Origin of the sequence: Arthrobacter sp. ok362 (genome assembly GCF_900102785.1) — a bacterium.
Classification (GTDB): domain Bacteria; phylum Actinomycetota; class Actinomycetes; order Actinomycetales; family Micrococcaceae; genus Arthrobacter.
Map to the genome: position 1 here is coordinate 25,703 of NZ_FNGC01000017.1, position 19,991 is coordinate 45,693.

Annotated in this window: 20 protein-coding genes; 9 read left to right on the top strand and 11 right to left on the bottom strand. The window is 65.3% G+C overall.

Annotation, left to right across the window (positions count from 1 at the left end):
* Window positions 1-35 precede the first annotated feature (35 nt).
* Window positions 36-719 (bottom strand): hypothetical protein, encoded by a 684-nt coding sequence (locus BLQ10_RS18975; protein ID WP_091564569.1) that lies wholly within the window; start codon window positions 717-719, stop codon window positions 36-38.
* A 170-nt stretch (window positions 720-889) separates the two neighbouring features.
* Entirely contained in the window at window positions 890-1,945 is a 1,056-nt protein-coding gene (locus BLQ10_RS18980) for a DNA polymerase IV (protein WP_091564570.1), read from the bottom strand.
* Between the two features lie 567 nt (window positions 1,946-2,512).
* On the opposite strand from BLQ10_RS18980, the gene BLQ10_RS18985 reads away from it, so the two are divergent.
* Window positions 2,513-2,983: a DUF6325 family protein gene (locus tag BLQ10_RS18985; RefSeq protein WP_091564571.1), complete on the top strand. Its 471-nt coding sequence runs from the start codon at window positions 2,513-2,515 to the stop codon at window positions 2,981-2,983.
* A gap of 1 nt (window position 2,984) precedes the next feature.
* The gene (locus BLQ10_RS22490) at window positions 2,985-3,143 is read left to right on the top strand and encodes a hypothetical protein (RefSeq protein ID WP_175558697.1); all 159 of its coding nucleotides are present in this window, start codon (window positions 2,985-2,987) and stop codon (window positions 3,141-3,143) included.
* Window positions 3,144-3,402: 259 nt separating this feature from the next.
* Here the strand turns inward: BLQ10_RS22490 and BLQ10_RS18990 are convergent, their stop codons facing one another.
* Together BLQ10_RS18990 and BLQ10_RS18995 are read right to left on the bottom strand one after the other, a co-directional pair.
* Window positions 3,403-3,612 (bottom strand): hypothetical protein, encoded by a 210-nt coding sequence (locus BLQ10_RS18990; protein WP_091564572.1) that lies wholly within the window; start codon window positions 3,610-3,612, stop codon window positions 3,403-3,405.
* An 846-nt stretch (window positions 3,613-4,458) separates the two neighbouring features.
* Window positions 4,459-5,343 (bottom strand): NmrA/HSCARG family protein, encoded by an 885-nt coding sequence (locus BLQ10_RS18995; protein ID WP_091564573.1) that lies wholly within the window; start codon window positions 5,341-5,343, stop codon window positions 4,459-4,461.
* Window positions 5,344-5,501: 158 nt separating this feature from the next.
* Between BLQ10_RS18995 and BLQ10_RS19000 the strand changes: the two genes are divergently transcribed.
* Window positions 5,502-5,888 carry a MarR family winged helix-turn-helix transcriptional regulator gene (locus tag BLQ10_RS19000; protein ID WP_175558698.1) on the top strand — a complete coding sequence of 129 codons (387 nt, stop codon included), beginning with the start codon at window positions 5,502-5,504 and terminating at the stop codon, window positions 5,886-5,888.
* A 478-nt stretch (window positions 5,889-6,366) separates the two neighbouring features.
* On the opposite strand, the gene BLQ10_RS19005 is transcribed toward BLQ10_RS19000, so the two are convergent.
* Window positions 6,367-8,298, bottom strand: a complete 1,932-nt coding sequence (locus BLQ10_RS19005; RefSeq protein WP_254785666.1) for a glycoside hydrolase family 15 protein — start codon at window positions 8,296-8,298, stop codon at window positions 6,367-6,369.
* 303 nt (window positions 8,299-8,601) lie between these two features.
* Between BLQ10_RS19005 and BLQ10_RS19010 the strand changes: the two genes are divergently transcribed.
* Window positions 8,602-9,450: an alpha/beta fold hydrolase gene (locus BLQ10_RS19010; RefSeq protein WP_091564576.1), complete on the top strand. Its 849-nt coding sequence runs from the start codon at window positions 8,602-8,604 to the stop codon at window positions 9,448-9,450.
* 70 nt (window positions 9,451-9,520) lie between these two features.
* Here BLQ10_RS19010 and BLQ10_RS19015 read toward each other — a convergent pair whose 3' ends face one another.
* Entirely contained in the window at window positions 9,521-10,162 is a 642-nt protein-coding gene (locus BLQ10_RS19015; protein ID WP_091564577.1) for a lactate utilization protein, read from the bottom strand.
* 67 nt (window positions 10,163-10,229) lie between these two features.
* On the opposite strand from BLQ10_RS19015, the gene BLQ10_RS19020 reads away from it, so the two are divergent.
* A complete protein-coding gene (locus BLQ10_RS19020; RefSeq protein WP_091564627.1) occupies window positions 10,230-10,733 on the top strand; it encodes a MarR family winged helix-turn-helix transcriptional regulator in 504 nt (167 codons plus the stop codon).
* Here the strand turns inward: BLQ10_RS19020 and BLQ10_RS19025 are convergent.
* The gene (locus BLQ10_RS19025) at window positions 10,670-11,791 is read right to left on the bottom strand and encodes a low temperature requirement protein A (protein ID WP_091564578.1); all 1,122 of its coding nucleotides are present in this window, start codon (window positions 11,789-11,791) and stop codon (window positions 10,670-10,672) included. The genes BLQ10_RS19020 and BLQ10_RS19025 overlap by 64 nt on opposite strands.
* A 42-nt stretch (window positions 11,792-11,833) precedes the next feature.
* On the opposite strand from BLQ10_RS19025, the gene BLQ10_RS19030 reads away from it, so the two are divergent.
* Window positions 11,834-12,073, top strand: a complete 240-nt coding sequence (locus BLQ10_RS19030) for a hypothetical protein (RefSeq protein ID WP_091564579.1) — start codon at window positions 11,834-11,836, stop codon at window positions 12,071-12,073.
* Between the two features lie 108 nt (window positions 12,074-12,181).
* Here the strand turns inward: BLQ10_RS19030 and BLQ10_RS19035 are convergent, their stop codons facing one another.
* The 3 genes from BLQ10_RS19035 to BLQ10_RS19045 all read right to left on the bottom strand — a co-directional run bounded on the left by BLQ10_RS19035 (window position 12,182) and on the right by BLQ10_RS19045 (window position 16,251).
* A complete protein-coding gene (locus tag BLQ10_RS19035; RefSeq protein ID WP_091564628.1) occupies window positions 12,182-12,529 on the bottom strand; it encodes a UBP-type zinc finger domain-containing protein in 348 nt (115 codons plus the stop codon).
* Window positions 12,530-12,753: 224 nt separating this feature from the next.
* Window positions 12,754-14,358, bottom strand: a complete 1,605-nt coding sequence (locus BLQ10_RS19040) for an FAD-dependent oxidoreductase (RefSeq protein WP_254785674.1) — start codon at window positions 14,356-14,358, stop codon at window positions 12,754-12,756.
* A gap of 861 nt (window positions 14,359-15,219) precedes the next feature.
* The gene (locus tag BLQ10_RS19045; protein ID WP_091564581.1) at window positions 15,220-16,251 is read right to left on the bottom strand and encodes an NADPH:quinone reductase; all 1,032 of its coding nucleotides are present in this window, start codon (window positions 16,249-16,251) and stop codon (window positions 15,220-15,222) included.
* A 670-nt stretch (window positions 16,252-16,921) separates the two neighbouring features.
* On the opposite strand from BLQ10_RS19045, the gene BLQ10_RS19050 reads away from it, so the two are divergent.
* Window positions 16,922-17,620: an alpha/beta hydrolase gene (locus BLQ10_RS19050; protein ID WP_091564582.1), complete on the top strand. Its 699-nt coding sequence runs from the start codon at window positions 16,922-16,924 to the stop codon at window positions 17,618-17,620.
* Between the two features lie 56 nt (window positions 17,621-17,676).
* A complete protein-coding gene (locus tag BLQ10_RS19055; RefSeq protein ID WP_091564583.1) occupies window positions 17,677-18,180 on the top strand; it encodes an MFS transporter in 504 nt (167 codons plus the stop codon).
* Here BLQ10_RS19055 and BLQ10_RS19060 read toward each other — a convergent pair.
* On the bottom strand, window positions 18,149-18,538 hold the full coding sequence (locus BLQ10_RS19060) for a MerR family transcriptional regulator (protein ID WP_091564584.1): 390 nt from the start codon (window positions 18,536-18,538) through the stop codon (window positions 18,149-18,151). The two genes, BLQ10_RS19055 and BLQ10_RS19060, sit on opposite strands and share 32 nt — an antisense overlap.
* Window positions 18,539-18,613: 75 nt before the next feature.
* Here BLQ10_RS19060 and BLQ10_RS19065 point away from each other — a divergent pair, with 75 nt between their 5' ends.
* The gene (locus BLQ10_RS19065) at window positions 18,614-19,804 is read left to right on the top strand and encodes an MFS transporter (protein ID WP_091564585.1); all 1,191 of its coding nucleotides are present in this window, start codon (window positions 18,614-18,616) and stop codon (window positions 19,802-19,804) included.
* The last annotated feature ends 187 nt before the right edge of the window (window positions 19,805-19,991 follow it).

Here is a 19,991-nt window from a genome sequence, read left to right on the forward strand (position 1 = left end):
AGATGGATCGGCTTGCGGGCACCGGGGCGTGGTCGCTATCCCCGGGTTGTGAACTGGACCTGGACGCGCTTGAGCTCGGCGCGTGGAAGCACGGCGGCCACGACGCCACCGCCTGCTAGTTCCGCGCCGATGCCGTATACGAACGGGTCCGTATTGACCTCCGCGCCGGGCACTTCGACTCCATTGACGAGGACAGTGACCTGACCATTGACCATCACGTCGGTCACTGTGGTTGCGGGTTGGTCCCAGGGGTTGCCGCTCAGTCCGAGCTCGTGCCGGTACTGGTTCAGGATGTAGTTGACGTGGTCGACCAGCACGCTGCGGACCGAATAACGCTCGGATGAGTCACGGTGCCAGGTGGTTCGCACGGCCTCCCACAGCTGCGGGTAGCGCATTCGCTCCACCTGCTCGACCAGCCACGCAGGTCGCGGCCATGGCGGAACATCCTCGATCGCCCTCCGCGACTGCTCGTCGAGGTCCGCAAGGTTCATCGGGTCGGAGCGGTCAGTCGGGTTTCGCCAGAGTGTATAGGTGACGCTCGCCGTCATTTCACTGTATCCACGAGCGTCCTGACCGTATCCCAGACCGACGGTATCCGTGTCCTCCAGCGAGGGCTGGGGCACGAGTCCCATCACCGGGATGGGCATGAGTTTCAGGCGCTCAACCTGCTCGACACGGGGATCTGGCGCGTCCTCGGGGAGAATTCCAGTCATCCTCATGCCTCGATTATGAGCCAAATACGTGATCGGGAGCCTATATCTGTAGAAGAGACGGCCGAACGCCACCGGTCCGGTAGCGGTTGGCTGACCGGTCGGAGCGTTCTCGTCGCCCAGACCGGTCTCGAAGTCGTACCCGCCCGGTCGCGCTGGTAACGAAGGCAGCGACGCCGTCACCAGCCGCCGCGCGTTGGCGTATGTCCCTTTCGGGCATCGTCGGGCATTGCCATTTCGGCCCGCAGGCCCAGGAGTCGGATGGGACGGCCCGCTTCGATTCCGGCTGCGAGGTCCAAGGCCCGCGCGAGGATTTCGTTCCGGTCGAATGTCTCGGGAATCTTCCTCGCGTGGGTCTTGGTGAAGAACGGAGCGTACCGGACCTTGAGGGTCAGCCCAACCACGGGCCGTCCTTCGGCCACAACATCTTCAAGGACACGCGCTGTCAGCTCCCTCACGGCGTCGTCCACCTGGGCAGGTTCGGCCAGGTCGCGCTGGAAGGTGGTCTCCCGGCTATGCCCGCGGGCAACCCACGGGGTGTCGTCCACAACGCTGGCGCCGTCCCCGCGTCCGAGCTCCGCGTACCAAGGACCCATCCTGGGGCCGAACTCCGGGACCAGGTCTTGGGGGTCGGATGCGGCGAGCTCGGCGACTGTGTTGATGCCGAGTTTGGCCAGCCGGCCCGACACTTTGGTTCCGACGCCCCACAGGTCCTTGGTGGGCCGACTGCCCATGACGTCGAGCCAGTTCCCGGAAGTGAGACGGAAGACGCCGGCCGGCTTGCCGAAACCGGTGGCGACCTTGGCTCGGACCAGGGTGTCGCCGATGCCCACGCTGCAATGCAGCTGTGTTCGCTCCAGGACAGCGGCCTGCACCTGCCGGGCGTAGGCTTCCGGATCCTCTGTCTCAATGCCTACAAAGGCTTCATCCCAACCCAGCACCTGCACGGTGGCGCCGGGCTGCGCCCGAAGGATAGCCATCACCGTCTCAGACGCCGCGAGGTAAGCCTCCTGATCGACGGGCAGGATCACAGCGTCGGGCACTTTCCGGGCCGCAATGCGCAAGGGCATTCCGGAACCCACTCCGAACGCCCTGGCTTCGTAGGATGCGGTCGCCACCACAGCTCGTTCCGTGGGGTCGCCCCGACCGCCCACAATGATCGGCTTGCCCGCAAGCTCCGGGCGCCGGAGCACTTCGACCGCCGCGATGAACTGGTCGAGATCGACGTGCAGCACCCACCGGATTCCGCTCACGCCACCAGTCTGCCCTAAACATCCCCGGCAAGCATCGGCACTCCACCGAGCTTGGCGGCGCAGCCTGCGGCCTCCTGACCTTGCCGGGGCCAAAATCGTTCCGCTCAGGGTTCCTCAAGCGGAACGCCGGGCAATGGCCTCGCTGTCTTGGAGCGCTAAGGAATTTGGTGAGCGATGGTGTGGGCGAGTCGGTGGACTTGCTCTTAGGATCCGTCAGTTCGGCCTGCGTTGCACAAAAACGGAACCCTCTACCAGGCAAAGACTCCCCAGGCCGGTTGACGAAAAGCATAGGGACACCCCCCGCACATCTTCTTCGATGAGGACGAAGATAACTACCAGCGCGTCGACAACGCGTGGGCCGTTGACTGCGGCCGGGCAACACCGTGTTCGCAGCAGCACCAACCGCAAGACTTAGTGCACGACACTCGTGTGGCCGGTGCGTTAGGTCATCCTGCGCGGGTGAGGCGCCACGCCGCACCGGGGGCACAGGATGGGACTGCGGCGGTCCGTCGGATTGCCTGTACCCAATGAGAAGCGGAGGTCATCAGTATGGCTGAGACACTGGATGAACTAGGGCCGGTGGACTGGCTCGTCGTGGAGTTCCCCGGGCCCGACTTCGGTAAGGGCCAAATCGCCCCGTTCCTGGAAGACCTGGTCAAGCGTGACCTCATCAGGGTGCTCGACATGGTCTTCCTGAGGAAGACCGAGGATGGCACGCTCGAGACGGCCGAAATCTCCGACCTCGACCCGAGCGAGCTCGGCGAGGTGCGCATGGCCGAGGCCGACCTGGCCATGGTGCTCTCCGAGCAGGACGTCTTTGACCTGGCCGAGACGATCAAGCCCGGCCACTCCGCAGCGGTGCTCGTCTGGGAGAACCAGTGGGCGGCCCCGTTCGGCGCGGCCGTCCGCAAGGCCGGCGGCCAGCTCGTGGCCAGCGGCCGGATCCCGACCCAGGCCGTCATCGCCGCCTTCGAGGCCGACGCCGAAGCCCAGCCCGAAGAAGCAAAGGAAGGAGCCTGACATGCCACTGGCAGCACGACGCAGGCGCAGAACCGCCGCCGCCGTCGGCGGGGCCGTTGTCGTCGCCCACGGGATAAACCGACGCGGCGACCGGCGTGATGACCGGCGGGACGACCGCGGCGACGACCGCGACGACCGCCGCGACGACCGCCGCGACTAACACAGCCGGCTCCCGGTTCCTCAGGGGTGCGCATGACCCTTCTGGGTAGTCATGCGCACCCCTGAGCATGACAACCTGATTCAAGACGATGACGGCTGGCCCGGGCCCGCTTGTAGCGTGAACGTTCGTGGCGGCAAATAGTCCGCGGACACGGGCCATAGAACACAACAAGCCGGGACTGCCCCGCCGGTTGCTGGACTGGGTTCGTCGTGCACAGCGACCCATACACGTGGGGGCAGCTAGGCTGGTTCGTTCGGTCTTACTGCTGCGCCATCAGTCGGGCTATATCGGCGTCGTTGTGGCGGATCAGCTCGCCCGACACCTCGACTGTGACGGAGTGGATCGTGCCCGTGAACTTGAACGGCGGCTGATAGCTGTTGGTTGCCGGCGCGCCAAAGTCGTAACCGCAGCTGGGGCCCTCGAGCTCGAAGAGTAGCGGCGTGGTGTACGGGAAGTCTGCGTTTCCCACGAGTCTGCCGTCGATGTAGAGCTGGGCACGACCGGGTGTTCCTTTGCCCGCCTTGAGGTCAGGCTGACCAGTGGGCTCGAACTCGTAGCGAACGGCATGCCGTCCCGGAAGCAGCGGTTCGGAACTGCCATGGTCCGGTCGTGGCTGTCCGCTTCGGCGGTCGCGAACGCCTCAAGTCCACTGTCGACGCCGGCCACGGCAGGGAAGACGTCGCTGCAGTATATGAGACCGGGCGGTAGGCACCGGAGAAGGATTCCGACCTTGTTCTGACGCCCGGTCGGGGCACACCCAACCGGACGATCAATAACACTCCCCCACACCTCGGCCATGGGAGTCCTCATCTCAAATTGGGCAAGAGAAGAGTGTAAGCACGCAAAGAAGGATCGGGAAAGGCCCGGAAGACGGCCGGTGTTGAGAGTCGTCTGCGGCAGTCTTTCCCCTGAGGTTGGATAGTTTCGTACCGTGCCTGGTCCGGGTCGCTGGTTGCGGGCGTTCTAATCATGTCGTTTTCCTCCGGTTCATCCGGTATGCAAGGGCACGGCCCCGCGCATCGATCGACCGGCGGACAAGACAGTGAAGAGCACCTTTGGCGCAGGCTCTCCTTAGGTCACTCCGGCGGCAAGGCGAAGCGCCTCACCGGGTACTCCCTGGGGACTGACAGATCCGGGGAAAGACAACAGTCGTCGATCGAAGTGAGAGTCAACAACCCGGCACCCGGCGCCAGCATCCTGTCGCGTCCATCACTGTGCGAGTCAAGGACCCCCGGGAATACCGGTATGGACAGTCTCACTGTCCGAATGCACCACCGTCCCCGACGGTGGACGTCCCGTCTTTCCCTGTAGCTGGTCACGCGCCCGGGTGCCAGTTTGAGGAGGCCAGCCAGGCGTGGAGGTCGAGGGCGTCGGGTACGAGTGCGCGGGTCGCCTCGAAGTCGGCCTGGTAGGCGGGCGTTTCGGCGAACCAGCGGAACATTTCGGCCATGTCGCCGAAAGAGGCGATTGCCTCGAGCGGCAGGGCCTCGTACCGCGCGGGAAGGCCCGCGTGCGCGCCGATGGCCTTCGCGATCTGCGAGCCGGTGAGCGTGTCACCGGCGATCTCCACACTGCTGCCCTCGACCGCGGTTCCGCCGAGCAGGATGGCCGCAGCGGCCCGGCCGATGTCGCGCACGGCGACCATCTGCAGCGGGATGTTGTCGGGAAGCGCCATCCGGACGACCACCTGGCCGTTCTCGACGCTCGTCATGAATCCGGACAGGTTATCCATGAAGAGAACGGGACGGAGGAAGGTGTGATGGATGCCCAGAGTTTCGATGTGCTCTTCGACGCGGCGTTTGCTCTCGAAGTGCGGAACGCCCGATTTGCGCTCGGCGCCACCGACGGAGCTGAACACGAGGTGCGGGACACCCGCGCGAGCCGCGGCGTCGGCGCTCGCGATCCCGGTCGCCGCCTCCTGCTCGGTGCCGCCCGGGAACGGGGTGGTCATCGCGAACGCGGCATCCACCCCGTCAAACAGAACGCCGAGCGACGCCGGGTCGGTAAGGTCGCCGACCGTCAGCTCGACTCCCCGATCCGCCAGCGCCCGCGCGGCCGGTTTGTCTGGATCACGAACGAGGGCACGCACCCGCGCACCCTGCGTCAGGAGCGCGTCGATGACGGAGCCGCCCTGATTACCCGTCCCGCCGACGACTGCGATCAAAGGTGCGCCAGTGGATGGTGTAAAACTTGTCGACATGATGTTTTCCTCTGGACTCGTCGGACAACAATGAGAACGGAAGCCGGCTAATGAATATTCCGAAGGCGCCCACAAACGGAAGGCCCGCCGACTTCACTGCGGAGGTCGACGGGGTTATTGGCCCACTGATTCCGACCCTCGCGCGTGCGCATCGGGCGATGTCGCAGGAACTGCTCCGGGGCACGGGCCTTAGCGCCGGCCAGGAGTTGCTGGTCATGCGTCTCTTTGATCGGCCTGCGCAGTCGCAGGCCAGCCTCACCCGATGGTTGGGTGTAGAGCCGCCGACGACGGCGAAGATGCTCGCCCGCATGGAGAAAGCAGGCTTCGTGGAGCGAGCACGGTCCGTAACTGATCGCCGTCTCATCCTGGTCACACTGACCTCGGCGGGACGGGCCCTTCATCGACGCGTCTCAACGATCTGGGAAGACCCCGAACGGGTCACGACGGCTGACCTCACGGATGCCGAGATACAGGAACTGGAGCGCCTCCTGCGCCGGCTGATTGCGAACCTCCTCACCGACCACGAGGCACCCACTGGCCGCTAGCCATCCGACCGAAGACGAGTGCCCCAATTCCTGAATGCGAGATGAAGCCCTGAGCTAGGGCAGAGGGCGGTATCCACGAATCTGACGGCAGTTCGTCGCGATGCACTTTGACGCGGATCAAGTTAGACGCCCGACTCGAGGTGCTGCGGACACGGATCGCACGTTGTGCGCCGAGAGCGGACTGCCCGCGCGAGTCGACCCTTCCGGGCCCATTGAGCTGCTCAGGCTTCGGGGGCTGAATCGATGGTGCTGGTGGTTGATAGTGACCATGTTCGTTCCGCAATCAGGCTTAGAGCCATCACTGAATGCTTCGTGGACGGGGCCGGAGTGAGCCGCGGCCACACGGGCACCCGCTGAGTAGGACTATTCGCTACGGCTGCAGGGAGATCGTGCGCGCCGCCGGGGAGCAGTGCGGACGCCTCTGCCAAGATGACGTCCCACGTTATGTGGTTCCCGGTCGGCGCAATGCCCAGAGCTATCAGGTGTGGCGGTGTGCCGGGGCGAACTGCGCCGTGCGGTTGGTTTCTTCGGCGCGGATGAGGTGCACGAGCGCGTTGATGAGGGCCAGGTGGGTGAACGCCTGTGGGAAGTTGCCGAGGTGACGGCCGCTCACCGGATCGAGCTCCTCAGCGTAGAGGCCCAAGGGACTGGCGAGGGACAGCAGACGTTCGCACAGTGCCTTGGCGCGGACCAGTTCTCCGATCTCGACAAGGGCTGAGACGAGCCAGAACGAGCAGGTCGTGAAGGTCCCCTCCTCGCCGGTGAGTCCGTCCTCGGTCTGCTCGGGGCGGTAGCGCAAGACGAGCCCGTCCCGGGTGAGTTCATCGGCGATGGCCAGTACGGTGGCGCGCACGCGTGGGTCATTGGCGGGCAGGAACCGGACGAGTGGGACAAGGAGAAGCGAGGCATCGAGGTTCGTCGTGCCGTACGACTGGACGAACACAGCGCGGTCGTCAACACCGTTGCGGCAGATGTCCTCATGGATCTCCTCGGCGATGGTTTCCCACTTCCGGGCGTAATCAGCCTGACCGTGCAGGCGGGCCAGCCTGGCGCCCCGGTCCAGGGCGACCCAGCACATGAGCTTTGAGGAGGTGAAGTGCTTCGGTTCGCCTCGGACCTCCCAGATGCCGTGGTCGGGGTCCCGCCAGTGGGCGGCGGCCTGCTCGACCTGGCGGAGCAGGACGGGCCAGAGCGGTTCGGGGAGCTGGTCACGGGATTTGGCGTGGAGGTAGACGGAGTCCAGCATGGTGCCCCAGACGTCGAGCTGCCGCTGGTGGGCGGCAGCGTTGCCGATCCGGACGGGGCGGGCGCCGTCGTAGCCGTCGAGCCCATCGACTGTAACCTCGGGAAGGTCCCTTTCGCCGTCGATGCCGTACATGATCTGCAGGTCGTCCTCGGCTGCGACGTCGCGGATGAAGGCAAAGAAGTCGTCGGCTTCCCGGTCCAGGCCGAGGGTGTAGAGGGCCCATAGCGCGAACGTCGAATCGCGCACCCACGTATACCGGTAGTCCCAGTTCCGCTCTCCCCCGGGCGTCTCGGGCAGCGACGTGGTGGGCGCCGCGAGCAGAGCTCCGGTCGGCGCGTAGGTGAGGCCCTTCAACGTCAGCGCGCTGCGCTGCAGCGCCTCCCGCCACGGGTGGTCGGGGAACTCGCCCCCGGTGATCCATTGCCTCCAGAACTCGGTGGTCTGCCACTGCTTGCGCGTGGCTTCCTCCCAAGTCCGCGGTGGAGGCAGCGATCCCCAGGAGAACGCGATGAAAGCCTGCTCGCCCTCGGTCATCCGGCTGCGGATGACCACGATGGAGTCCTCGATGCCCAGACGGCGGTCGGTAGTCAGACGCAGCACCGGATCCCCTTCCTCGCCGCTGACGGTCACCACCTCACCGTATCCGGGACCGGAGAACTCCCACCGCGCCCGGCGCCGGCCGTAACCGAAGACGGGCTCGCACAGCACGGACAGCTCAACTGCACCGTTGACGCACCGGACGGTGCGCAGCAGGCAATGCTCAGCCTCGTAGTTCATCGGCGGGCGCCGGTATCGGCCGGCCCGCTCTTCCGTGTGGTGCCACGGACCCATCACGAGGGCATCTCTCACGATCAGCCATCCCGTCCTGGTCTGCCAGGTGGTCTCCAGGATCAAGCTGCCGGGGAGATAGCGGCGCGCGGTGGGCTCCCGGACGCCGTATGGCGCCACCTTGAAGCCACCCGCGGCGCGGTCGAGCATTGTGGAGAACACGCTCGGTGAGTCAGGACGCGGCAGGCACATCCACTCCACCTGCCCGCTCGACGCGATCAAGCAGTTGGCCTCACAGTCGGACAAAAACCCATAGTCGGCTATCGGCGGGTACGGGCTCGTGCCTGCCCCAGGCCGCCGCCTCCCCTGAGCCCCTGATCCGGCGTCGATCCTCACTACCCCAGTATGCTCGCCCAGACTGGAAGCGGGAACGGGCTCCCCTGCCCACAGCAACTGCTGCCCTGCGCTGGTTCACCGTCAGTCCCGTCCCTCAAGGATGTCCGCGGCCACCTCTTCCCGGACCTTTCCCGTGAGGCAGCGTGTCCGGCCACGCGGACCCTTCGGCATGAGTCAACTCGAAGCCTTGACACTACTGGAGCGATGGGTCTAGAACTACTGGAGCGGTCGCTCCAGACAGCGTGGCGGGACAGAACAGGTGGGCGATCCGGCCGATAGCGGTTCAACGAAGAGAGTCCTCAGATGGGTGCCGGGGCGGTGTCGACGATCAGCACGTACTTCCGGGTCTGTGACGGGGTGCGGGTGAGGTTCGCGGACAACAAGGCAGACTCGGACATCACCATGCTGCTGCTGGCGCCGTGGCCGGAAAGCCTTTGGGCCTTCCGCCGCATCTGGAACCGCGTCACGGCAGTCGGGCGGGTGGTCGCCATCGATATGCCGGGATTCGGCCACTCAGACGGGCGCCCGGACTTGATCGCCCCGGACGGCTCCGGAGCGTTCCTGGCCCGTCTGATCGATGAATGGGGCCTGGGAGTTGCGCACGTCGTGGGCCCGGACGTTGGCACGGCCGCGGCACTTTTCCTTGCCGCGGAGGCTCCGGAACGGGTCACGAGCCTGACCATCGGCGGCGGCGCGGTCCGCTTTCCGATCGACGCGGGCGGCGCGCTCAAGGAGATCATCGAAGCGCCGACTCTGGATGACGTGCGCGCTCTCGACGCCAGAACGAATATCGGCTACGCGGTCGAGCCGGTCGCCCCGCGCGTCAGCGAGCCGGAGGTCCACGAGGACTACGTCAGCGCCTACGACCTCGGGCGCTTCGCAGAGTCGGCGCGGTTTGTGCGGACCTACCCCGAGCAGAACCCGGTGCTGCACGATCTGCTGCCGTCGATCACCACGCCGACCCAGATCGTGGCGGGCCGCCGCGATGACCTCGTGCCGTGGTCGAACAGCGAGTACCTAGACGATCTGCTCCCCAACAGCGAGATGCGTCCTCTCGACGCCGGCCACTTCGCGTGGGAAGAAGCAGCGGAGGAATACGGCCGACTGGTCGCTGACTGGGTCAGCGGCGGGTATCGACGCGTCGCGGACTAGGCGGCCGACCGCACCGCAGTTCCTCACCCTGACCGTTACCGATCATTACCCAGCGTCTGCTCTGGCACGACTAGAACCCCAGGGCCTCATCGCAGAGGACGACGGTGATGCGGCCGGGGACCCACTCACGATTGATGATGAGAACTTTGTTCACGCCGCTGTGCACGCCGTACGCCGCCTGGGCCCGCGCGTCCTCCAGCGGGAAGGCGTATTCATCGACGCGGCGCAGTGCGTCCTCAAGGCCGGGAACGATTTTCTGCGTCCCAACCACGAGGATGACCTTCCCGGCGCCCGATGCATACGGGCCGATTTGGCTGCCGCTCGCGGACGCTACAACCAGCGACCCGGTCTCGGTGATGGCGTGGACACTGCCGAGCATGACCTCGGGCGACGCGCTGAGGCGGCGGATCTCGTCGGCCTGCGTCGCGCGGTCCATGCTGTGGAGCCGGGGCCGGAGCGGCTCGTATCGGCCGGACCTCTCTATCGCCTCGGTGATGCCCGCCGCCTCGAGCGAGGCCGATGCGCCTTGATGTACTTGCGACCCCGCCGGGATGAGATCCAGGACCACGCGTTTGGCTTCTGCGCCGTTAGGGGCCCGAAGGACGGTGATCCCGTTCGCTTCCAGCGCGGCTGCAGTTCGCGCCACGCGGTCCTCCTCGGCCGGGGCTGAAAATTCACGACTCAGTGTCCTGTTGGGCTGTTCTTCACTCATGAGACGGTCCTCATCGCCGCTCTGATGTACTTGCGATCGCAAATACCTGTGGAGTTAACTGGTGAACATGGACGAAAATTCCCCATCGATCGCCGTGGCTGCTCTCTTCGACCGGCTTGTCGAAGAGTCGCTTCCCGGGCAGCGCGGAGAGAAGGCATGGCGCACGTTGTTGCATGCCCACGCCACGCTCATGCGCCGGCTCGACACCGACCTCAGGGAGGACACCGGCCTGCGCCTCGGCGACTTCGACGTCCTGGCTCAGCTGGCCGGGGCAGGCGGCGAGCTACGGATGACTGACCTCGCTGCCCGCACGCTCATCTCGCGCTCGGGATTGACGCGCCGCGTCGCGAGACTGGTTGATGAGGGCCTGGTACGCCGGGCGAACGTCGCCGGGGACGGGCGCGGCGTGGTTGTCGCGTTGACCGACGCCGGTATCGCGGCTCTGGCGGAAACGGTACCGGTCCATCTTCGCGGTGTGTCCAAACTGTTTGTCGAGCGGCTCGACGATCAGGAACTCGCCGTTCTCGAGACCGCCCTTGGAAAAGTCATCGTCGACTGCACGTTCGGCTGAGGATACGGCCCGGGGTCAGCAGTGCGTAGCAGGAACGAGTAAATGGTCACGAGGATCAGCTCGAAAACGAACACCGGGAGGGCGACGGTGGACACCGTCGCGGTGGCGTCGATGTGGCTCTCACCGGAGATGTAGACCGCCGCGACGTGCAGGCCGGCGCCGGTGCCGACCACGGCGGCGAACACGACGATATGCCCGTAGCTCCAGCCGAACGCGCGACGGCGATGATGTACCAGCACCCGTCCGGCCGGAATAGTGAAGTACAGCCACCACATCGCGAAGGCGAGTGCAGTGCCGCCGAAGGCGACGAGCACGACCTCGACCGACCAACCCGACCGGTCGACGACAGCCGAGATCGCGAGAACAGCGCCGAAGATCACCTCACCGAGTGTGATGGTCACGAGCAGCGAATACCGTTCGGCGATGTGGTGCGGATGCCACGGGGTGCCGCCGTCCTTGCGCTCGGCGAGGAGCGGGCCCGCCAACTCGACCCCGCTGAGAGCTGCGATGACCCACGACGTCGTCCCGATCGGGAGCGAGGCGAAGATCAGTACCACCCACCCGACCTGCGCCACCGAGACAAAGGCCGCGTAGGTCAGGCAGGCCCGTCGATGCTCAGGATCATGCCGCGCCGCGCGCAACCAGAGCGCGACCGCTGCAACCCGCATGATCACGTACCCGCTCACCATGATCGCGTTGTCGACATGACGGCCCTCGTCAATTGAGCGGAAGAAGGGAGGCATCCCGAGAGCGATCACGAGCACCCCGATCATCTCGATCAATGTCGCGATACGGAAGAACACGTCATCGTTGTCGTATGCGGAGGCCAGCCACGCGTAGTTCACCCACGCCCAGCTGATCGCGAAAACCCCAAGGCCGAACCCAGTGGCCGCCGCCGACCAGCGCCCTTGCTCGAGGAGCAGCGCCGTCTGCGTCGAGACCGCGCTGAATCCCACCACGAAGGTGAGGTCGAAGAGCAGCTCAAGAGGAGTCGAGGACCGGTGTTGCTCGGCCGGATCGCGGCCCGACATGCGTGCGAGCCGATGGGCAGGACTCATGCACGAACGCTACTCCGACGATGCACTGCCGGGGAGATTCTCGTGCCGATTGCGGCCCGCCGGTCAGGCTTCACGATCACCTTGCGGCAGCCACGCACGGTACTGCTGGACTTGTTGGGGGTGGCACTGTATTACAGACAATCATCGGGCTGGTTAGCGAAGAAGACTGTCCCTCTGGTCGGGGATGCCGAGCTGAAGGTCTATCCCGGCGCACATCACGGGATCGCCGGACCGTACCAGCAAGCGTTCGATAGGGACCTGCTCGACTTCATCAGCAGCTGAACCGGTCAGCCGGAATGTCTCTCGTGCCAGCAGGGGTGGCTCGATATTAATGGTGGCCCCCGCCCCGGAATCCACCCGGACCCGGACGCCGGGCGGCCCGGTCCGGTGTCAGCGCAACTGTTCCTCCCAGTCGCTGGGCACCCGCGAGGCCGGTCCAGGGACCGTCTGGTCGTCCGGATGATGTGCCGGGGGCGCGAGTTCCGGACCGTCAAAATAGGTGGAGCTGCGGTAGTCCCAGAACCAATTCTCGCCCGGCTCGAAGCTGCGGATGACCCGGTGCCCCGTCGAGCGGGCATGGGCGGTAGCGTGCTGGGAGGGCGAATTGTCGCAGCAGCCGATGTGACCGCACTGGGCACACCGCCGCAGGTGAAGCCACCAGCCGCCGCCGGCTTCACATTCAACGCAGCCGGTCCCGCTGGGCGGCACCGAAACATCTATACCGGGACTATCGCCCATGGCCGCCTCCTCGCTCGGGTCCGCGTGGAACAAGGCCAACTTTACGCCGGCCGGCCCGCCCCTGGGAGGGCGGCGGTCCTACGGGTCATGGGCCGGCGGACGCCGCAACCTGTCGGGATTCGTCTCGAGCGCGGCGCGGTCCAAGCGGTCGCTGGCGACAGCCGAAGTCTGGACGGGTTGACTTGCCACGGGTCCGTCTGCCGATTCTCGGTTTGGTTCATGAGCTAAACGTGGAATCCGATTGAGGCATGGACTGATTGGACGGCGCTCGCTCCCTCTCCGACCGCTGCGGCGACGCGCTTCATGGAGCCCTTGCGGACGTCGCCCGCGGCGAACACCCCAGGGATGCTGGTTTCGAAGGGGAGTGGCCGTCGCCCGAGAGAGGACCAGCTTCCACCGAGTTCCGACGGGTCCAGGTCCGAGTCGGTAAGGATAAAACCTTCACTGTCGAGCGCGAGGCCGTTCAGCCACGTGGTTGCCGGAACTGCGCCAATGAAGCAGAAGAGTCCTGCGCACTCGATAAGAGTGCGGATTCCCGATTCCCGTTCCGTTATCTCAACCGCAGCGAGATGGGTTTGGCCCTGGAGGCCCGACACTTCAGTCGCGGTGTGGATGGCGACCAGCGGTTCTGCGGCCAGCCGGTCTACGAGGTAGCGGGACATGTCAGCTGCGAGATCAGCACCGCGGACGACGAGGTTGACGGCGTTTCCGCGCGACGCGAGATACAGCGCAGCCTGACCGGCCGAATTCGCGCCGCCGACAACTGTGACCGGCTTACCGGCGCACCATTTGGCTTCGAGCTCAGTTGCAGCGTAGTAGATTCCGGCGCCTTGGAACTTCTCCCAGTGCGGCAGGGGAAGAGACCTGTACCGGGCGCCCGTGCAGATGATCACGGCGCGGCTTTCGAGGCTGGTGCCGTCGGTCAGCGCGAGACGGATTACCCCGGTGTCGACGTCGAGTTCTGTGACCCCGCACGGTGCCGATAGCTGAGCGCCGAACTTGAGTGCCTGCACGATCGCTTTCCCTGTCAGGTCCGTCCCGCTTATGCCGGTGGGGAAACCGAGATAGTTCTCGATTCGCGAACTTGCCGCAGCTTGTCCGCCAGGACCGACCATGTCGAACAACACAGTTGCGAGCCCCTCAGAGGCGCCGTAGACCGCAGCGGCAAGTCCCGCCGGGCCCGCCCCAATCACTGCCAGATCCACCTTTTGGTTGGCCGCTCGACGGTATGAGAGTCCGAGTTCACGGGCCATGATCTCTGCAGTCGCGCGGCGCATCACCTTGCCGGGAGTAATGACGACCGGGAGGTCCCCGGTCTCGACCTGCACGGCCAGCATGAGCGCCTGCCCGGCAATGGAATCAGCCTCAATATAGAGATGGGTAAGTCGTAATCGCGCAGCGAATGTCCGCAGTTCCAGTGAAGCTGCGGAGAGACGGCTCCCCACGATCTCGACGACTCGGGCAGCTGAGTTGTTGCGAAGGAGTTCTCTCCGAGCGAGAAAGGCGCGCAACAGAATGTCGGAAAGCTCGGCGTCCTCAGCCATCAGCCGGCGAAACTGCGCCGGTGGAATCCTATGAATTCTTCCCGCTTGCACCACCAGCCCCGTCAGGTACACGGCTTGACCGGTGAGCAAGCTCAACTCACCGATGAAACGGCCCGGCCCATGCCTGACCACGACCTCCTCGGGTGCATCGTGGGTGGCGGCCCGGATCAGATCTACCGCTCCCCGCTCAATGACGATGAGATCGTATGTTTCGTCGCCTGCCCGGAACACGATGTCGCCGACGGCAACGTCTTGCACGACGGCGTAACTCCGGAGGCGTCTGATCTGCTCGGCGGAAAGGACCGGGAAGGCGACACCTGAGTTCGCGTCGAAGGGGTTTTCTTTGGGCATCGGAATCCATTCTCAGTGATGGGACTCGGCCGATTCCCGCGGACCGGAGAGCGACCGCTAACGCTGGTGGCGGAGGCTCGACGTCGAGAACGGTTAGCAGGTCGCCGAGCTTGATGCCGAGAGATGCTCCGACTTTCGTAATATCAGAGTTGTCAAAGCTTGCCAACGCCGGACAGGCCGGTCGATCGAAAAGGCTGCTTTGCCGCTCTCGATCTCATAGATCTCCACGCGAAACGGCACATATTGCAACCGTCAAAGACATGGCGGAGGTTGGTGCCTCCGCCAGCCCGTCGACTATGAGAACCATCGCCGGCTACGCGGTCCAGGGGGGCATGACCTGACAGCCCAGCCTCAATTGCTTTTGTCTGGCTACTCCTCCAACACCCTGCATATGGACAAGGGACTCACCAAACGCGCGAGCCGGCGAAGCCCTGGGATGTCCAGAAGAGCCAATTTGGTTGGTGGACATGTTCGGATCCAGGCGCCGGTTCTCCTTCGTGACCACGATCAAGGAGCTCCGGGCCGTGCTTTCCGGCGCTCTGGGGCCCATCCTAGCCGCGACCGTCATCGTGGCGACAGGTCCAGGGTGGGTTCCGGTGGCTGGCATCCTGATGAGCTATGCCGCGCTGGGCTGGGCCGCCGGTTCTTCGCTTCGGAAATCTGGGCCGGGACCTCAACTCGGAGGCCGAGGCCTTCTGTACCGGGCTACCGGTGCGGAGTCCGGACTACTCGACCCGTTCAGTCCTGCGGCTGCACGGCGCGATGATCCCCGCGAGGCTCCCGAAGCCTTATGGGCTAGCCCGCTGACACATCGATCAGCACCTTGCCGACGATGCTCTCTTCCACCGCCGCGTGGGCCGCAGCCGTGTCAGCCAGGTCAAAGCGATGCAGCGGCAGGCCTGCGGCCTCTCCCACCGGAAGGGCGCCGTCGGCTATGGCCGCATTGATGTCCTCGGCGGCGGCTTGCACCGCCGCCATGCCAACGGTGTAGAGCAGCACGAACTGGTAGCGGACGTTGAGGTTGAAATGCCTGCGCACGTCCAGGCTCACCTGATCGCCGCCGTTGTTGGCGTAGACCGCGACGGAGCCGCGGTTGCGGATCACTGCCAGGTCGAGTTCCGCGTTCTGCGCTGGTGCCACCTCCACGATCTGGTCGACGCCGTTGGGAGCGATCCGGCGGATCTCCGCGACCGCGTGGGTTTCCCGGTAATTGATGACGTGATCGGCGCCGGCGGCCGTGACCAGCGCAGCCTTCGCCGGTCCGCTCACGGTCGTGATCACAACGGCGCCGGCCCACTTTGCGAGCTGGATCGCCGCATGGCCCACGGCGCCGGCCCCTCCAGCGACGAGAACTACTTTGCCGTCCAAGGTTCCCGGGTGCAGCCGCCGCGGGCCGTCCTCGGCGATGGTCAGGGCCCTGTGAGCGGTGATCGCGGGAACGCCCAGGCTTGCGCCGAGGTCGAACGCGGCGTTCTCCGGCAGCGGAAAGACCCGCTCGGCCGGCAAGACGGCGAACTCCTGCGCTGTCCCGCCGTCGGCGCGCTGGTAGGCGGCCAAGGCCAGCCAGACCCTGTCACCGACGTGGAGATGCTCGACACCGGGTCCGACGGCGTCCACGACTCCGGCACCGTCTTGGTTCGGCACGACCTCCACGAAGGGCAAGGGCTCGCCCGGCTTGGCGCCGCGGCGCGACTTCCAGTCGGTGGGGTTCACCGCGGAAACGATGATCCGCACGCGCGCCTCCCCGCGCCCCGGGTCGCGGAGCTCGCGGTCGACGAGCTCGAGAACAGACGGATCGCCGGTGGCACGGTACACGATTGCTTTCATACTCAGACCTAACGCCGGCCCGGACCGAAAATTCCCGCCGGGTGCCGGACCAGATGCGGGCAACGGTCCTTCCAGGTCATGTCGTCAGCAGGACCGCGCAGCATGAATAGGGTACAAGACCACCACGGCCGCCAGCACAAGCTAGAAAGGAGGCCAATGAACGAACATCCCAGCAGGCGGAGGGCCCATTAGCCAGGGCACCTGACCCCGCCTCCCACTCAACTTCACAGGCCATCGCGGCGCCCAGGCACCAGCCACGGAGCGAAGTCAGAGGGACCCACCCGGGGTCAATGTACACACGTTCAAGCAAAACCCCCTCTGACGAGGGGGGATGCTGTGCCGAGGTGGGACTCGAACCGGGCTCCAGCCCTCGCGAATCCGCCGCTCCCCCGAAAACATACCGAATCCGGCCCGATCCGGCCCACCTACGACCCGGTCCAAAGCCGGAAGTGTGGACAATGTACACACGCCAAATTGGCCAGCTCAAGGCATTTCAGCCACCAGCTGCACCCACGTTGTGAACTGCTCCCCCGAAAGTCAGAACTGAATTCTCAGTCCAACTTTCGGGGAGCAGTTCACTTCGGGTGTTGCCCGGCCCTTGGACCCTAGCGACCCCGCCCGGGCCGGGCTAGCATCCGGTTGTTACTCCCTTTCGAATCAGGAGAATCTCATGTCCGAAGAATCAATAAAGAACGTCGTGCTTGTGCACGGCGGCTTCGTCGACGGATCAGGCTGGCAGGGCGTGTACGACCTGCTGAACGCGGAGGGCTTCAGCGTCAAGGTCGTTCAGAACCCGACCGTCTCCCTTGCAGACGACGTCGCCGCCACGAGAATGTCGATCGCCGGCTGCGAGGGCTCCGTCGTGCTTGTCGGCCACTCCTATGGCGGCGTCGTCGTCACGGAAGCCGGCACTGACGAGAAAGTCGCTGCCCTCGTCTATATCGCCGGGTTCGTACCCGATACGGGTGAATCCGTGAATACCCTCATCGCCGATCCGCCGCCGGGCGCGCCGGTCCCGCCGATCCTTCCGCCCCAGGACGGCTTCCTCTTCCTGGACCGCGAAAAGTTCGCCGCCTCATTCGCAGCGGACGTGCCGCCGGGGCAGGCGGCCTTCATGGCCGACTCGCAGGTCCCCTGGGGCGTCGACGCCCTCCAGGGCGCAGTCACCAAGCCGGCCTGGCGGGACTTGCCCAGCTGGTACCTGCTCACCACAGAGGACCGGATGATCCCCCCTGCAGCGCAGCAGGCAATGTCGACACGAGCGGGCTCGTCAGTCACCGAGGTTGCCGCAAGCCACTCCGTGTACGTCTCCCAGCCGCAAGCCGTGGCCTCACTGATCAAGGAAGCAGCGGCGGGAACGCGCGGCTAGTACTCCCCGAGTACCGCCTTCCTCGCCCGTGCCTACCATCAGGTGGTTGCGAGCGTTTGGTCCACTCGCCGTGCCTCCACAGACTGCCCACGTGCCTCTTGAGCGGCCGCATCTGGCTTCTGGTGCTGGCCACGGCAGCCTTCACGGGCGGGGTGATGGCGGCGTTCAGCTACATCTCGCCCCTGCTCACCGAGCGCACCGGCCTGCCCTCATGGGCGGTCCCGGTCGTACTGGTCGGCTTCGGTATCGGATCGTTGATCGGCACGAACCTCGGTGGACGCCTCGGCGACCGCCACCCGGTGCGCACCTTCATCGGAGCCGCGCTAGTCGGAACGATCGTTCTCGCCCTGCTCATCCCCCTGTCCGGAAACGCCGCTGCCACCGTCGTTCTCGTCGTGGTTCTCGGAGTCGCCGGCATGGGCGTCCCACCCGTGGCAACGTCACTGGCGATGCGATTCGCGAGCAATGCCCCCACCCTGGCCGCCGCCTCGTCCCTCAGTCGAGCGGAACCCCGAGGCCCGACTGTGCTTAAGCAGCGCTGGCACCGGTTGACGTCGTGATCGTGGTGCTGACGACGTCGATGTAGCTGTTGATGGCGTCGCGGTTGCGGGTGAGGCAGTCGATGCGTTGATTCATCCGGTCGCGCTGCTCTTCCAGGACGGCCAGCAGTTCCGGGGTGGCGTCGCCGGGGTGGATCGTGGGCGTCTTGTCCACGCAGGGCAGGATCTGCTTGATGATCTTGGTCGGAAGCCCGCTGTTGATCAATCCCCGGATCTGATTCACACGGTTGATCAGGTACTCGTCGTATTCGCGGTAACCGTTGGGCAGACGGCGGGGAATGATCAGTTCCTGTTCTTCGTAGTAGCGCAATGACCGCGCGGGCGTGTCTGTCAGCTTCGCGAGCTCTCCGATACGCACGGGTCACGCCTTTCTTCACGGGATCTGAACTTGGATTTGACCTTCACACTAGTGTCAACCATTCACAGTAAGGTTATGACACAAACACAACACTACGCTCCGGGCAGAGCTAAACGCTCCGGCAGCCTTCCCCTGGCTGGCCTCCTCGCCCTCGCAGCCGCCGGCTTCATCACCATCATGCTCGAGACGCTGCCTGCCGGGATCCTTCCGGCCATGAGTGGTGACCTGCTGGTGTCGGAATCGGCCACCGGCCAGACCGTAACCGTCTTTGCCATCGGATCGATTGCAGGAGCCATACCCCTGATCAGCGCAACTATGGGGTGGCAACGCCGGAAACTGCTGCTCCTGGCCATCACCGGGTACGCGGTGACCAGCATCGTCACCGCAAGCTCAGACAACTTCACGCTGACGCTCGTCATACGATTCATCGCCGGCGTATTCGCCGGCGTCTTGTGGGGCATCCTGGCCTCATACGCCCGCCGCATGGTCACGCCCCAGCATCACGGCAAGGCCATCACCATCGCCCTGGCCGGCACCCCGGTCGCACTCGCCATCGGCACACCTGCCGGAACGCTTCTCGCTGGTCTGATCGGTTGGCGGTTCACGTTCGGCGTCATGGCACTTGCCGCGGTCCTTTTGATTGTCTGGATACTGGTGGCCGTGCCGGACTTCGCCGGACAGGCCAAAGGCGAACGCACTTCCGTCGGCAGGGTCTTCTCAGTGCCCGGTGTTCTGCCCGTCGTGCTCGTCACGCTCCTGTACGTGATGGCACACAACGTCCTCTACACCTACATTGCGTCCTTCCTGGCACCCGTGGGCCTTGCCAACAGCGTCAGCGCCGTGCTGCTCGCCTTCGGCGTCGCCTCCCTCATCAGCATCTGGATCACCGGCATCCTCATCGACCGGCACCTGCGCCTCCTCATGATCGCCAGCGCCGCGCTCTTCGCACTGGCAGTACTCGCCCTGGGACTCCTGGCAGCCCTGCCCGTCGCAGTCTTCATCAGCGCCTGGCTGTGGGGCCTCGCCTTCGGCGGAGCAGCCAGCGTGCTCCAGACCGCCGCCGCGGACGCTGCCGGACCCGCCGTCGACCTCGTTCAGTCCGTCATGGTCACCGGCTGGAACATCGGCATCGCCGGCGGCGGAATCATCGGTGGGCTCCTGCTCACCGGCCTCGGGGCCTCTTCGCTGGCCTGGGCAACTGTCGCACTCCTCATAGCAGCACTCATCCTCGTCGTCACCGCGCGCAAGCACGCCTTCCCCGCCTAAGCGCAGTTGTCCGCCAGCAAGACCCGGAACAGCGCCCCAGGGTCGCCCGGGCGTAGGTAAAACGACCGTCTTACTCCAGGATCGCGCAGTCGGCGACATGCACTTCTGGTGGCCATCAGCCAGAACAGCGGACTGAAAGGGAAGGAACTGCCGGGGTCGGCCCAGTGTCACAGCTTCTGCTGTGCGC